Below are 13716 nucleotides of genomic sequence, written 5' to 3'. Positions count from 1 at the left end.
TTACTCGGCCGCCCGCAGCTGCTCCTCGGTCATCCCCTGCCGCCAGTACCCCACGAAGGTGACCCGGCGCCGGTCGATCCCACGCTCCCGCACGAAGTGCCGCCGCAGCTCCTTCACACACCCGGACTCGCCCGCGATCCAGACGTACGGCCGCTCGGCGTCCGGCAGTCGGGCATCCCGAAGGGCGCCGAGGGCCACGGGGGAGCACGCGGCGCCGGTCTCCTCGGCCACGAGCCAGGTGATCTCGGCGTCCGCCTCGGTCGCGAGGTCCTGGATGTCCCCGGCATCACGCACCTCCAGCCAGACGCGGGCGCGCTGGCCGGCGGGGAGGGCTTCGAGGATCGCGGAGACGGCGGGCAGGGCGGTCTCGTCGCCCCACAGCAGGACCAGATCGGCGTCCTCAGGCGGCCGGAACCGGATCGCCCGGTTGTCGGCGACGGCGGGCCCGAGCAACTGGACCCGGTCGCCCGCGGCGGCACGTGCGGCCCACCGGGAGGCGGGCCCGGCGGGCTCGTGCAGCACGAAGTCGATGTCGATCTCGTCGGGGTCTCGACGGAGCGAGCGCAGCGTGTACGACCGCATCACGGCCCGTACGTCGTCGGGGAGTTCACGCCACGCCTGCCACCATCCGTCGCCGAGCTCGACGGGCACTCCGGGCTCGGTCCGGCCCTCGGCGGGGAGAAAGAGGGACAGTGACTGATCGCGTCCGTCGGAGAAGAAGTGCCGGAGGTCCTCTCCGGTGAAGCTGACCCGGACAAGAGACGGGCCGAGCCGCCTCGTCCGTACGACCTGGAGGGAGAAGAAACGGAACGGGGCGGCTACGGCCGTGGTCATGTGAGGCTCCTGGGGCTCAGGAAGGGGTACGGGTTCAGCTGACCTTCTTCGCGGTCTCGATCGCCTTCGCGAGGTTCTCCACCATCGCCACGCACTTGTCGTACGACGGAATCGGCTCCGGTGACCGCGAGATGACCTGCCCCGCCTTCACCGCGGGCAGCTTCTTCCAGGTCGCCTCGGTGATGTCGGCCGGCTGGATGGTCGCCGTACGGTCGTCCATCATGATGATGTCGGCCGCGTACTTGTCGACGTTCTCCCAGCTCAGCGACTCGTACCAGCCGCCGGAGGCCTTGAGTACGGACGCCGGGGGCTCCACGAAGTTCACGCCGAGCGCCTTGAAGTACTCCAGGTCGATGGACAGGTTGGTGCCGGAGACGTAGAAGACGTCCTGCGCCGCGGACCCGGCGAGCACCTTGATGTCGGGGTGGGCCTTGGCGGCGGTGCGCAGCCGCTCCGACGCCGCTTCGAACCGCTTCTTCGCGTCGGTGGCCTTCGTCGCCGTCATGTCGGCGCCGAGAGACTCGGCCAGCTCCCACACCCGCTGGAGCGGCGTGGTGATCTGGCGGTCGTAGACGGAGACGGCCACGCTCGGCGCCAATTTGGCGATCTTGGACGCGGAGGCCGCGGGGACGTACCAGAGGGTGCCGGCGCTGTCGAAGGTCGTGGTGATGAGGACCTCGGGCGCGAAGGCCGCGTACTGCTCGACGTTGAACTGGTCCCAGACGTTGCCGAAGACCGTCAGCTTGCTGACGTCCATGTCGCCGGCCTGGACATCGGCCTTGCCGTCCTTGGTCTTGGTGGGACCGAAGACGCCCTTGACCTCGATGCCGTAGTCGTGGAGCGCGGCGGCGACGCCGACGAAGGCGACGATCTTCGTGGGAACCTTGTCGAGCTTCACGGTCGTGCCGCGGTCGTCCTTGAAGGTCCACGGTCCGGACTTCGCGGCCGTGGTCTCCTTGCTCGAGCCCTCGCTGCCGGAGTCGTCGTCACCGCAGGCCGCGAGCACGGCGCCGAGGCCGAGTGCGCCGCCCGCGGCGAGGATGCCACGGCGGGTGAGATGGGCGGCTCGTGCGTGGGACATGTGTGGCTGCTTTCGAACGGGGCGAAGCGCCCGCCGGACAAGTTCGAATGTAGGTTAGCCTAACCTCATTGAATGTCCAGAGGGCGGGCGCCGCCCCGCCGAAGCTGTGGGTGCCCTGTGGTCTGCGGATTAACCCGGCAGCCCCAACTCCCGTGCGATCAGCATCCGCTGGACCTCGCTGGTGCCCTCGCCGATCTCCAGGATCTTGGAATCGCGCCACATGCGGGCGACCGGGTACTCGTTCATGAAGCCGTAGCCGCCGTGGATCTGCGTGGCGTCACGGGCGTTGTCCACGGCGATCGTGGAGGAGTACAGCTTGGCGAGGGCCGCCTCCTTCTTGAAGGGTTCGCCGACGACCAGGCGCGAGGCCGCGTCCCGCCAGGCGAGCCGGGCCGTGTGAGCCTTCATCTCCATGTCGGCGATCTTGAACTGGATCGCCTGGTTGGCGCCGATGGGCCGCCCGAAGGCCTCCCGCTCCTTCGCGTACTTCACCGACTCGTCCACACAGCCCTGCGCGAGGCCGGTCGCGAGGGCCGCGATGGCGATCCGGCCCTCGTCGAGGATGCGCAGGAACTGGGCGTAGCCGCGCCCCTGTTCGCCCAGCAGGTTCGCCGCCGGGACCCGGACGTCCGAGAAGGACAGCTCACGGGTGTCGGAGGCGTTCCAGCCGACCTTCGAGTACGGTGCCGCGACCGTGAAGCCCGGTGTGCCCGAGGGGACGATGATCGAGGAGATCAGCGGCTTGCCGTCCGGCTTGCGCCCGGTGACGGCGGTGACGGTGACCAGGCCCGTGATGTCGGTACCGGAGTTGGTGATGAAGCACTTGGTGCCGTTGATCACCCATTCGTCGGTGTCCGGGTCCAGGCGGGCCGTCGTACGGGTCGCCCCGGCGTCGCTGCCGCCGTCCGGTTCCGTGAGGCCGAACGCGCCCAGGATCTCGCCCGAGCACAGCCGGGGCAGCCACGCGCGCTTCTGCTCCTCCGTGCCGAACAGGTGCAGGGGCATGGCGCCGAGGGAGACGCCGGCCTCCAGCGTGATCGCCACCGAGGAGTCCACGCGCGCGAGTTCCTCCAGCACGAGGCCCAGCGCCAGGTAGTCGCCGCCCATACCGCCGTACTCCTCGGGGAACGGCAGCCCGAACAGGCCCATGCGGCCCATCTCGCGGACGATCTCGTACGGGAACTCGTGGTGCTCGTAGTACTCGCCGATCTTCGGCGCCACTACGTCATGGGCGAACTCCTCGACCGTGCGGCGGAGTTCTTCCAGCTCGGGGGAGAGGCGGTGGTCCATCGGTGGGTCACTCCTGGTGGGAGAGGGCGCGGACGGTACGGGACGGGCTGGGTCGGCCCAGGTGTTCGGCCATCCACACGCTGGTGGCGACGAGACGGCCGAGGTCGACACCGGTGTCGATGCCGAGGCCCTGCAGCATCCACACGAGGTCTTCGGTGGCGAGGTTGCCGGTGGCGGACTTGGCGTACGGGCAGCCGCCGAGGCCGCCCGCGGAGGCGTCCACGGTGGTGACGCCGTGCTGGAGGGCGGCGTAGGTGTTGGCGAGGGCCTGGCCGTACGTGTCGTGGAAGTGCACGCCCAACGTGTCCACGGGTACGTCGAGTTCGGTCAGGAGAGCCCGTACGTGCCCCGGAGTCGCCACCCCGATCGTGTCGCCGAGACTGAGTTCGTCACAGCCCATGTCGAGCAGCGCACGGCAGACCTTGGTGACCTGAGGGATCGGGACGGCGCCCTCCCACGGGTCGCCGAAGCACATCGACAGATAACCGCGGACGTGCACCCCCTCGGCCTTCGCCCTGCCGACGACGGGCTCGAACATCGCCAGGGCCTCGTCCACCGTGCGGTTGAGGTTGGCCTTGGCGAAGGACTCGGTGGCGCTGGCGAACACGGCGACCCGGCGGGCTCCGAGGGCCAGGGCCCGGTCCAGGCCCCGGTCGTTGGGGACGAGCACCGGCAGCTCCACGGGCAGAGCGCTCACGAGGGGGAACAACTGCTCCGCGTCGGCGAGTTGGGGCACCCACTTGGGGTGGACGAAGCTGGTGGCCTCGATCGTCGTGAGGCCCGCGTCGGCGAGGCGGCGCACGAACTCCGCCTTGACCTCGGTGGGCACGGTCGCCTTCTCGTTCTGCAGGCCGTCGCGGGCGCCGACCTCGTGGATACGGACGCGGGCCGGCAGGCCGGTCTGGGGAACGGTCATGGGCAGGGTCACTGCGCCACCTCCTCGTGCGGTGCGATCACGGCCAGCACCTGGTCCATGGCGACGGTCGTGCCCGCCGTGACGTCCAGCTCGGCGACCGTGCCGGCGTGGGGGGCGGAGATGACGTGCTCCATCTTCATCGCCTCGACGACGAGCAGACTCTGACCGGCGGCCACCTCGTCCCCGACCGCCACCTTCACGACGGTCACCGTGCCGGGCATGGGGGCGGTGAGGGAGTCCGCGCCGGCGTGACCGCTCCGGGTGAGGGACGCGGCCACCGGGTCGTGGTCGTGCACGTGCCAGGCGTCTCCGTCACGGCCCACCCAGTCACCGGCGCGGTGGAAGGTGTGGCGGACGCCGTCGAGGGTGACGGTGACCTGGTCGTCGGTGACGGTGTGGGTACCGCGGCTCCGGTGAGTGACCGGCTCGAGTCCCGTCACGCGCAGCGGGAACCCGACAGGCTTCCCGAAGCCCCCCATCCGCCAGCCGCTCGGCACCGAGAACGGGTCGGTCCAGCCGCCTTCGCGAGGACGCAACGCCTCAAGCCGTACGGCCGCCGCCGCCTCGTACACTTCTTCCGGTACGTCCGTGGAGACCAGGTCGTCCACCACGCGCTCGACGAGCCCGGTGTCCAACTCGCCCGCGACCACCGCCGGATGGGCCAGCAGCCGCCGCAGGAACCCCGCGTTGGTCTGCACGCCCAGCGTCACCGTCTCCGCGAGAGCCGCCCGGAGCTTCCTGAGCGCCGTCGCGCGGTCCGGGCCGTACGCGATGACCTTGGACAGCATCGGGTCGTACAGGCTGCCGACCTCCGTGCCCTCGCTGAGCCCGGAGTCGGTGCGGACGCCGTCGCCCTGGGGCTCCTGGAGGCGGAGAACGGTGCCGCCGGAGGGGAGGAAGCCCTTCGACGGGACCTCGGCGCAGATCCGGGCCTCGATCGCGTGCCCGGTGAGCGTGATGTCCTCCTGCGCGCAGGGAAGTCGCTCGCCCGCCGCCACCCGCAGCTGCCACTCCACCAGGTCGAGACCGGTGATCAGCTCGGTGACGGGGTGCTCCACCTGGAGGCGGGTGTTCATCTCCATGAAGTAGTACGAGGACGGGTCGTCGCCCGGGACGATGAACTCCACGGTGCCCGCGCCCCGGTAGCCGCAGGAACGGGCCGCCTCGACCGCGGCCTTGCCCATCGACGCGCGCGTGCCCTCGTCGAGGAGGACGCTGGGCGCCTCCTCGATGATCTTCTGGTGCCGGCGCTGGAGGGAGCACTCGCGCTCGCCGAGATGGATCACGTTCCCATGGCCGTCCGCCAGCACCTGGATCTCGATGTGCCGGGGCCGGTCGACCCACCGCTCCACGAGCAGGGTGTCGTCGCCGAAGGAGGCACGGGCCTCGCGGCGGGCGGCGGCGATCTCCTCCTCGAGGGCCGTCAGGTCCCGGACCAGCCGCATGCCCTTGCCGCCGCCGCCCGCGCTGGGCTTCAGCAGTACGGGCGCGCCCAAGGCGCGCGCGGCCTCGGCGAGATCGGGGTCGCGGCCGCCGGGCACCACGGGCACCCCGGCCGCCTCCACGGTCTCCTTGGCGCGGATCTTGTCGCCCATCAGCGCGATGGAGTCCGCCGTCGGCCCGATGAAGACCAGCCCGGCGTCGGCGCACGCACGCGCGAAGGCGGCGTTCTCCGCGAGGAAGCCGTAACCGGGGTGGACCGCCTGGGCGCCGGTGCGGGCGGCCGCCTCCAGGAGCCGCTCGACGGACAGATAGCTCTCCGAGGCCGGCGCCGGGCCCAGTCGTACCGCTGTGTCCGCCTCCCGGACGTGCCGTGCGTCGGCGTCCGCGTCGGAGAAGACGGCCACGGAGCGCACGCCCAGGGCGCGCAGGGTGCGGATGACGCGGACCGCGATCTCGCCCCGGTTGGCGACAAGCACTGTGTCAAACATGGGTCCTCACATCCGGAAGACGCCGAACTGGGGGTCGCCCAGCGGCGCGTTGGCGCATGCGGTCAGGGCCAGGCCGAGCACCTGCCGGGTGTCGAGCGGGTCGATGACCCCGTCGTCCCAGAGGCGGGCGGTGGCGTAGTAGGCGTTGCCCTGGCGCTCGTACTGGGCGCGGATGGGCGCCTTGAAGGCGTCCTCGTCCTCCGCGGACCAGCTCTCGCCCCGCTGCTCCAACTGGTCCCGCTTGACGGTCGCGAGGACGGACGCGGCCTGCTCGCCGCCCATGACGGAGATCTTGGCGTTGGGCCACATCCACAGGAAGCGGGGGGAGTAGGCCCGGCCGCACATGGAGTAGTTCCCGGCGCCGTACGAACCGCCGACGACCACGGTCAGCTTGGGCACGCGCGTGCAGGCGACCGCCGTCACCATCTTGGCGCCGTGCTTGGCGATGCCGCCCGCCTCGTAGTCCTTTCCGACCATGAAGCCGGAGATGTTCTGGAGGAAGAGGAGCGGGATGCCGCGCTGGTCGCACAGCTCGATGAAGTGGGCGCCCTTCTGGGCCGACTCGGAGAACAGGATGCCGTTGTTGGCGACGATCCCGACCGGGTGGCCGTGGATCCGGGCGAAGCCGGTGACCAGGGTCTGCCCGAACTCTGCCTTGAACTCGGCGAACCGGGAGCCGTCGGTGATACGCGCGATGATCTCGCGCACGTCGTAGGGGGTGCGGGAGTCGGTGGGGACGGCGCCGTAGAGGCCGTAAGGATCGACCTTGGGCTCCACGGCGGGCCGGACGGACCAGGGCAGCGGCCCGCGCGCGGGGAGCGTGGCGGCGATGTTCCGCACGATCCTGAGAGCGTGGGCGTCGTCCTCGGCGAGGTGGTCGGTGACGCCGGACACGCGTGCGTGCACCTCGCCGCCGCCGAGCTCCTCCGCGGTGACGACCTCGCCGGTGGCGGCCTTCACGAGGGGAGGGCCGCCGAGGAAGATCGTGCCCTGGTTCCGGACGATGACGGCCTCGTCGCTCATGGCGGGGACGTAGGCGCCCCCTGCCGTGCACGAGCCGAGCACGGCGGCGATCTGCGGGATGCCCGCGCCGGACATCCTGGCCTGGTTGTAGAAGATCCGCCCGAAGTGCTCGCGGTCCGGGAAGACCTCGTCCTGCATGGGCAGGAAGGCGCCGCCGGAGTCCACGAGGTAGATGCAGGGGAGGCGGTTGTCGAGGGCGACCTCCTGCGCGCGCAGGTGCTTCTTCACCGTCATCGGGTAGTACGTGCCGCCCTTGACGGTGGCGTCATTGGCGACGACGACGCACTCCCGCCCGCTCACCCTGCCGATCCCGGCGATGACCCCGGCGGCCGGGGCCTGTCCGTCGTACAACCCGTCGGCGGCGAGGGGAGCGAGCTCCAGGAAGGGCGAGCCGGGGTCGAGGAGGGCGTCCACCCGGTCCCGGGGCAACAGCTTCCCGCGCGCGGTGTGCCGCTCGCGCGCCCTCTCCCCACCGCCCAGCCGGGCCGCGGCGAGCTTGTCCCGCAGCTCGTCCACGAGCGCGCGGTGAGCCGTCTCGTTGGCCTGCCAGGCCTCCGACGCGGGGTCCGCCGCGCTCGTCAGCTCGGGTGCCTCATCCATGTCCCGCGGTCCCCTCACCCAGTGAGCTCCTGTTAATGAGCGTTAACCATTCCCTTCAGGTTAACGACCGCTAACCTCCCTGTCTAGAATTGCTTCCATGGCCACGAGAACCGACGCACCCACCCGCCGCGAGCAGATCCTCAAGGAGGCCGCGCGGCTGTTCGCCGAGCGTGGGTTCCACGGCGTGGGCGTGGACGAGATAGGCGCGGCGGTCGGCATCAGCGGGCCCGGCCTTTACCGGCACTTCGCGGGCAAGGACGCCATGCTGGCGGAGCTGCTGGTCGGTATCAGCGGGCAGCTGCTGACGGGCGGGAAGCGCAGGGTGGCGGAGTCGGACGGCGGGGATGCGGAGGCGCTGCTGGACTCCCTGATCGAGGGCCATATCGACTTCGCCCTGGACGACCGTCCGCTCATCACCCTGCACGACCGCGAGCTGGACCGCCTCCGCGACAGCGACCGCAAGCTGGTCCGGCAGCTCCAGCGGCAGTACGTGGAGCTGTGGGTGGGGGTCGTACGCCAGCTGTACCCGCACCTGGTGGAGCCGGCCGCGCGCTCCGCCGTGCACTCGGTGTTCGGCCTGCTGAACTCAACGCCTCATCTGGGGCGGGCGGGGTCGCTGCCGGGGCGGGGGGCGACCGCCGCGCTGTTGCACCGGATGGCCCGGGGGGCATTGGCGGCCGCCGTGGAGTGAGGGTTTGGTGGCCCGCTGTCCAAGGGCTCATCAAATGGCGGCAAAGGGATCCTTGCGCGGCGCCGCGGGGCCTGTGGTGTCCGCCGCGTCCCTCCTACGCTCGGTGAGCCTGTAGAGGCCACGGGAACACGGGGATGGGATGAGACGGGATGGGCATACCGTCAGGCGGTTATCAGGTCGACCCGGACACGGTATTCCGGTCGTCCGTGCAGTTTCTCGACACCAAGGACTTCGTCTTCGACATCGCCTCCGGGACAGCCGGGGATCTGAGCGCCTCCGCGGGGATGGCGGGCGACGACAGCACCGCGCATTCGTTCGCCTCGAAGTACGAGCCGGCCGCGAGAACCGTCGTCAAGGCGATCGGCACGGCCGGACAGGGCATGGCGACGATCTCCAGCCGCCTGCTGGCCATGGCCACGAACTATCTGGCCGCAGACGACACGATCGCCGCCCAGATGACAGGGAAGATCAACACCTCGTCGGGGCTGTCGCCCTCGGCCCGGCAGCAGCAGTGCGAGCCCAGCGAGGCGTACAACTCCCTGCCGATGGTCACCGGCTCCCAGCAGGTCCACGAGCTCCCGGTGATCGGGAAGTTCTGGCCCCAGGGCGACCCGGACAAGCTGCGCGCGGCGAGCCGGGTCTGGGCGAGTTGCGCCACTCTGATCGACGACGCCCAGGTCAACGCCTCCCGTCACGCGGCGGACGTGGAACAGGAGTGTTCCGGGGAGGCGTTCGACAAGTTCCACGCCTACGCCGCGGGCCTCTACACCGGCCGCCCCCAGAGCGGTACGCAGACCTCGGCGTCGCTGCCGTTGATGGAGAACATCTCGGCGTCCTGCCGGCTCCTCCAGAAGGCGTGCGACGACTACGCGGACGCCATCGACACCTGCCGTGACACCCTGATCGGCCTGGCCACCGCGGCCGGGATCATCACGGTCGGCGGAGTCCTCCTGACGGTGTTCACGCTCGGTGCCTCGGACGCGGCGGCCGGCGCCGCCGACGCGGCCCTGGCGGCGGACGCGGCGGTGGCGGCCGAGGTGCTGGCGACGGCGGAAGCGGACGCCGCGGCGAGCGCGGCCGTCGCCGAGGCCGAGGCGATCGTCGCCCAGCTCGCCCAGCGGCTCGCCGTGACCTCCGGGTTCGCCGGCGTGGTGCTCGGCGGCGCCGTGGTCACCGGGACCGGCCTGGACTCCGCGCAGGCCGCCGGTGCCCCCGAGCTGGGCGGAACACAACTGGCGAGCACGGCCACGGGCCCGGTCGGTCCGGTCCTTCCCCCGGTGCCGCCGCCCTTCCCGCTGTACTCCCCCGCGGAGCAGGCGGCCGCCACCGCCTGGGTGAACGGCCTCCCGCAGCGCCAGCCGAACTACGGCACTCCCGCCGACCGGGCGTACCAGGTGCGGGTGGCGGGCACGCCCGAGCGCCTGATGGGCGGAGCGAACGGCGAGACGGTCTGGGCCGACGGCTACCGGCCCGCCGACGGTGCGATCATCGACGCGAAGAACGTACGGCAGCAGGGATGCAGTCCGCGGACCCTGCAAGGGCTCCAGGAAGGTTCGTTCAACACGAATCTGGTGCTCGGGAAGGACTCCAGCGAGATGGACCGGTACCAGTCCGCCATCGACAACCCGGCCAACCACGCCCAGTATCTGGAGATCGACACCAACGACCCGTCGACCACCGGCTACTGGCAGTACCTGTGCGCCGCCAACCACGTGAAGAGCAACGTCCGTTACGTACCCTGACGGGCGCGGCGGAGGAAGAGGGAAGATCAGGTCATGCAGGACGCCATCTTCGTCGCGGCGCCGCCCGGCACCGTCTGGCCGCTGACCCTCGGGGAGTTCGAGACCCGGATCCTCGTCCGCTATCCCGAGGCGCTGTGCACCGCCAAGCACGAGCCGATCCGTGGCCAGGACTACCTGGCGTTCGAGATCGACCTCGACGGTGAGCGCAGGCACGGCAGCTACTTCGACCGCAGTCACCTGATCCTCCAGGACGCCCCGCCCGCGTTCTGGGCCGACACCGTCGTCTGGTTCCTCGGCCTGCTGCCCCCGGGCACGCCCGCCGTCGCCATGATCGAGACCAACCCCGACACCGCTCCCATCCCGCCCGGAGCCGGCGCGGAGGACGTGCGGCTCCTCTTGGAGGCGCTTCAGGAAGCGGCGTGACGAGCGTTACGGGATCACCTCTGGACGCCCCTCCCTACCCGCCGGTACCTTAAGGGTCTGAGCAAGCGCTTAGACACGTACCTGGAGGTGGCGGCGGTGCGCCGTACTGTGTTCAACGAGGACCACGAGGCGTTCCGGGAGACCCTGCGCGCCTTCATCGAGGCCGAGGTCGTTCCGGTCTACGACGAGTGGTTCGCGGCCGGTCAGGCGCCGCGCGACTTCTACTACAAGCTCGCCGAGCTCGGCGTCTTCGGCATCCGCGTGGACGAGGAGTTCGGCGGCGCCGGCATCGACTCGTACAAGTTCGAGGCCGTGATGTACGAGGAGACCGCGCGCGCGGGCGTGCAGTTCGGTGGCTCCGGTGTGCACGTCCTGCTCGGACTGCCGTACATCAAGATGCTCGCGACGGACGAGCAGAAGAAGCGGTTCCTGCCGAAGTTCGTCACCGGTGAGGAGATGTGGGCCCTCGCGATGACCGAGCCGGGCACCGGCTCCGACCTCGCGGGCATGAAGACCACCGCCAAGCTCTCCGAGGACGGCACGCACTACGTCCTCAACGGCTCCAAGACCTTCATCACCGGTGGCGTCCACGCCGACCGCGTGATCGTCTGCGCCCGCACCTCCGCGCCCACCGCCGAGGACCGCCGGCACGGCATCTCCCTCTTCGCCGTGGACACCAAGTCCGAGGGCTACTCCATCGGCCGCAAGCTCGACAAGCTCGGCCTGAAGACCTCCGACACCGCCGAGCTCGCGTTCGTCGACGTCAAGGTCCCCGTCGAGGACCTCCTCGGCGAGGAGAACAAGGGCTTCTACTACCTCGGCCACAACCTCGCCTCCGAGCGCTGGGGCATCGCCTTCGGCGCCTACGCGCAGGCCAAGGCCGCCGTCCGGTTCGCCAAGGAGTACGTCCAGGAGCGCACCGTCTTCGGCAAGCCGGTCGCCTCCTTCCAGAACACCAAGTTCGAGCTGGCCGCCTGCCAGGCCGAGGTCGACGCGGCCGAGGCCGTCGCCGACCGCGCCCTCGAGGCCCTGGACGCCGGCGAGCTCACCCCCGCCGAGGCCGCCTCCGCCAAGCTGTTCTGCACCGAGGTCGCCCACCGCGTCATCGACCGCTGCCTCCAGCTGCACGGCGGCTACGGCTTCATGAACGAGTACCCGATCGCCCGCCTGTACGCGGACAACCGCGTCAACCGCATCTACGGCGGCACCAGCGAGATCATGAAGACGATCATCGCGAAGGACATGGGTCTGTAAGCCGCCCGCAACCACCGGCCGGTACAAAAGAACCCCATGAGCCAGGCACTTCAGGATCTCCTCGATCTGCTCGACCTCGAGCAGATCGAGGAGAACATCTTCCGCGGCCACTCCCGCGCCGCCGTCGTCCCCCGCGTCTTCGGCGGGCAGGTCGCGGCGCAGGCGCTGGTCGCCGCCGGGCGGACGGTCCCCGAGGACCGGCTCGCCCACTCCCTGCACGCGTACTTCCTGCGCCCCGGCGACCCCGGCGCGCCGATCGTCTACACCGTCGACCGCATGAACGACGGCCGGTCCTTCACCGCCCGCCGGGTCGTCGCCGTCCAGCACGGCCAGCCGATCTTCGCCCTCTCCGCCTCCTTCCAGCGGCACGAAGAGGGCTTCGACCACCAGGCCGCCATGCCCGCCGCCCCCGACCCGGCCACGCTGCCCACCTCCGCGGACCGGCTGCGCGGCTACGACCACCTGGACCCGGCGGTCGTGGAGCGCTTCCTGGAAGCCCGCGAGGCCATCGACCTGCGCTACGCCGACGACCCGCCGTACGGAAAGTTCGGCGAGCCGCGCGAGCCGCACTCCCAGGTCTGGTTCCGCACCAACGGCAAGCTCGCTGACGATCCGCTGCTCCACGTCGTCCTCGCCACGTACGTCTCCGACATGACGCTCCTCGACTCGATCCTCCTCGCGCACGGCCGCGGCGGCTGGGCCGTCGGTGACGTCGTCGGGGCCTCGCTCGACCACGCGATGTGGTTCCACCGCCCCTTCCGCGCGGACGAGTGGCTCCTGTACGACCAGGAGTCCCCGTCGGCCCAGGGCGGCCGCGGCCTCGGCCAGGCCCGCATCTACACGCAGGACGGCCGGCTGGCGATCTCGGTGATCCAGGAGGGCGTGGTCCGCGCGCCCAGGTGACGGCCCCGCGCGGTGCCGGCGGCCAGGGCCTGTCCGGCGGATCATGCCGGCGTCGCGGGTTCTGGGACGCGCTCCCCCGGAGGAGGTACCCGCACCGGCGTTGTCGTCGGTTGCCGGCTCCTCCACGCTCGAACGACCTCGCGCGGGAGGGCGGGCCGGCCGGGCGAGCGGGCTCCGGTGCCGGCCGGTCCTAGGCCAGTCCCGCTTCCGCCAGCAGATACGCCGTCATCGGGTCGTAGTAGCGCGGGCTCACCACGTGGTCGTCCAGCGGCACGGTCACCTGGACCGTCCCCTCGGCCTCCGCCAGGAACAGCGCCGGGTCGTTGGAGTCGGCGTAGCCCACCGAGTCCACGCCGTGCTGTCCGGCGTAGCCCGCCCAGCCGTGGTCGGCGACGACCAGGTCGGGCAGCGGACGGCCCTCGCGCTCCAGGGCCGTGAGGATGGCCTTCATCGGGTCGCCGGAATGCGTGTGCCACAGCGTGGCGCCGTGCTCCAGGACCGCCACGTCCGCGAACTGCATGACATACCCCTCGTCCGTCTGCAACCCGTCCGGGATGACCACGATCTCGCAGCCGGCCGTGCGCAGCGCGGCGGCCGTGGCGTGGTGGACGTCGAGCATGCCGCCGGGGTGGCCGGTGGCGAACAGCACCCGCTGCTGTCCGTCCGCCGCCTTGCGCAGCCGGGCCGCCATGCGCTCCAGGCCGCCGACGGTCAGCTCGGGGTCGATGGTGTCCTGGCCGTACCGGTACTCCGGGTCGTCGTTGACCCCCACGCGCTCCGCCATCACCGCGAGCACGTCCTGCTCGTCACTCCAGCGGTCCCCGAGCTCCAGGCCGAACCAGTAGTGGCGGTTGCCGTTCGCCAGCTGGCGGTAGTGGGAGAGGTTGTTCTCACGCGGGGTGGCGACCTCACCCGCGATGCGGGTCTTCACAAGGTGGTCGACGAGCTCGGCGCGGCTGGGTGTCCCGGGTATCGGCATGTCTCCCATTCTGAGGCACGCCTTCACCGGATCGCCGCGCATCCCGCAC

12 protein-coding genes are annotated in these 13716 nt (G+C 70.8%); 5 read left to right on the top strand and 7 right to left on the bottom strand.

All coding sequences use genetic code 11. From position 1 onward, the window contains the following. The 6 genes from QF027_RS18215 to QF027_RS18190 all read right to left on the bottom strand — a co-directional run bounded on the left by QF027_RS18215 (window position 1) and on the right by QF027_RS18190 (window position 7675). Complete coding sequence (locus tag QF027_RS18215; protein ID WP_307075667.1) at window positions 1-834, bottom strand: siderophore-interacting protein; 834 nt, start codon at window positions 832-834, stop codon at window positions 1-3. 34 nt (window positions 835-868) lie between these two features. Next, complete coding sequence (locus QF027_RS18210) at window positions 869-1915, bottom strand: ABC transporter substrate-binding protein (RefSeq protein WP_307075665.1); 1047 nt, start codon at window positions 1913-1915, stop codon at window positions 869-871. A gap of 129 nt (window positions 1916-2044) precedes the next feature. Beyond that, the gene (locus QF027_RS18205; protein ID WP_307075663.1) at window positions 2045-3205 is read right to left on the bottom strand and encodes an acyl-CoA dehydrogenase family protein; all 1161 of its coding nucleotides are present in this window, start codon (window positions 3203-3205) and stop codon (window positions 2045-2047) included. A 7-nt stretch (window positions 3206-3212) separates the two neighbouring features. Further along, on the bottom strand, window positions 3213-4133 hold the full coding sequence (locus QF027_RS18200; RefSeq protein WP_307075660.1) for a hydroxymethylglutaryl-CoA lyase: 921 nt from the start codon (window positions 4131-4133) through the stop codon (window positions 3213-3215). Next, window positions 4130-6052 carry an acetyl/propionyl/methylcrotonyl-CoA carboxylase subunit alpha gene (locus tag QF027_RS18195; RefSeq protein WP_307075657.1) on the bottom strand — a complete coding sequence of 641 codons (1923 nt, stop codon included), beginning with the start codon at window positions 6050-6052 and terminating at the stop codon, window positions 4130-4132. The genes QF027_RS18200 and QF027_RS18195 overlap by 4 nt, the downstream gene beginning before the upstream one ends. A gap of 6 nt (window positions 6053-6058) precedes the next feature. Beyond that, entirely contained in the window at window positions 6059-7675 is a 1617-nt protein-coding gene (locus tag QF027_RS18190) for a carboxyl transferase domain-containing protein (protein ID WP_307075655.1), read from the bottom strand. Window positions 7676-7772: 97 nt separating this feature from the next. Between QF027_RS18190 and QF027_RS18185 the strand changes: the two genes are divergently transcribed. The 5 genes from QF027_RS18185 to QF027_RS18165 all read left to right on the top strand — a co-directional run bounded on the left by QF027_RS18185 (window position 7773) and on the right by QF027_RS18165 (window position 12688). Further along, complete coding sequence (locus QF027_RS18185; protein ID WP_306980927.1) at window positions 7773-8366, top strand: SACE_7040 family transcriptional regulator; 594 nt, start codon at window positions 7773-7775, stop codon at window positions 8364-8366. 149 nt (window positions 8367-8515) lie between these two features. Then, window positions 8516-10108 (top strand): restriction endonuclease fold toxin-2 domain-containing protein, encoded by a 1593-nt coding sequence (locus tag QF027_RS18180; RefSeq protein ID WP_307075654.1) that lies wholly within the window; start codon window positions 8516-8518, stop codon window positions 10106-10108. A 33-nt stretch (window positions 10109-10141) separates the two neighbouring features. Further along, window positions 10142-10531 carry a hypothetical protein gene (locus QF027_RS18175; RefSeq protein WP_306980931.1) on the top strand — a complete coding sequence of 130 codons (390 nt, stop codon included), beginning with the start codon at window positions 10142-10144 and terminating at the stop codon, window positions 10529-10531. 96 nt (window positions 10532-10627) lie between these two features. After that, a complete protein-coding gene (locus QF027_RS18170; protein WP_307075651.1) occupies window positions 10628-11785 on the top strand; it encodes an acyl-CoA dehydrogenase family protein in 1158 nt (385 codons plus the stop codon). 36 nt (window positions 11786-11821) lie between these two features. Beyond that, window positions 11822-12688, top strand: a complete 867-nt coding sequence (locus QF027_RS18165; protein WP_307075649.1) for an acyl-CoA thioesterase — start codon at window positions 11822-11824, stop codon at window positions 12686-12688. Between the two features lie 190 nt (window positions 12689-12878). On the opposite strand, the gene QF027_RS18160 is transcribed toward QF027_RS18165, so the two are convergent. Next, complete coding sequence (locus QF027_RS18160) at window positions 12879-13667, bottom strand: phosphatase (RefSeq protein WP_280866765.1); 789 nt, start codon at window positions 13665-13667, stop codon at window positions 12879-12881. Window positions 13668-13716: the final 49 nt, after the last annotated feature.

Source organism: Streptomyces canus (assembly GCF_030816965.1).
GTDB lineage: Bacteria > Actinomycetota > Actinomycetes > Streptomycetales > Streptomycetaceae > Streptomyces > Streptomyces canus_E.
Note: the sequence above shows the minus strand (reverse complement) of the source record. Positions and strands in the feature narration are given on the sequence as shown.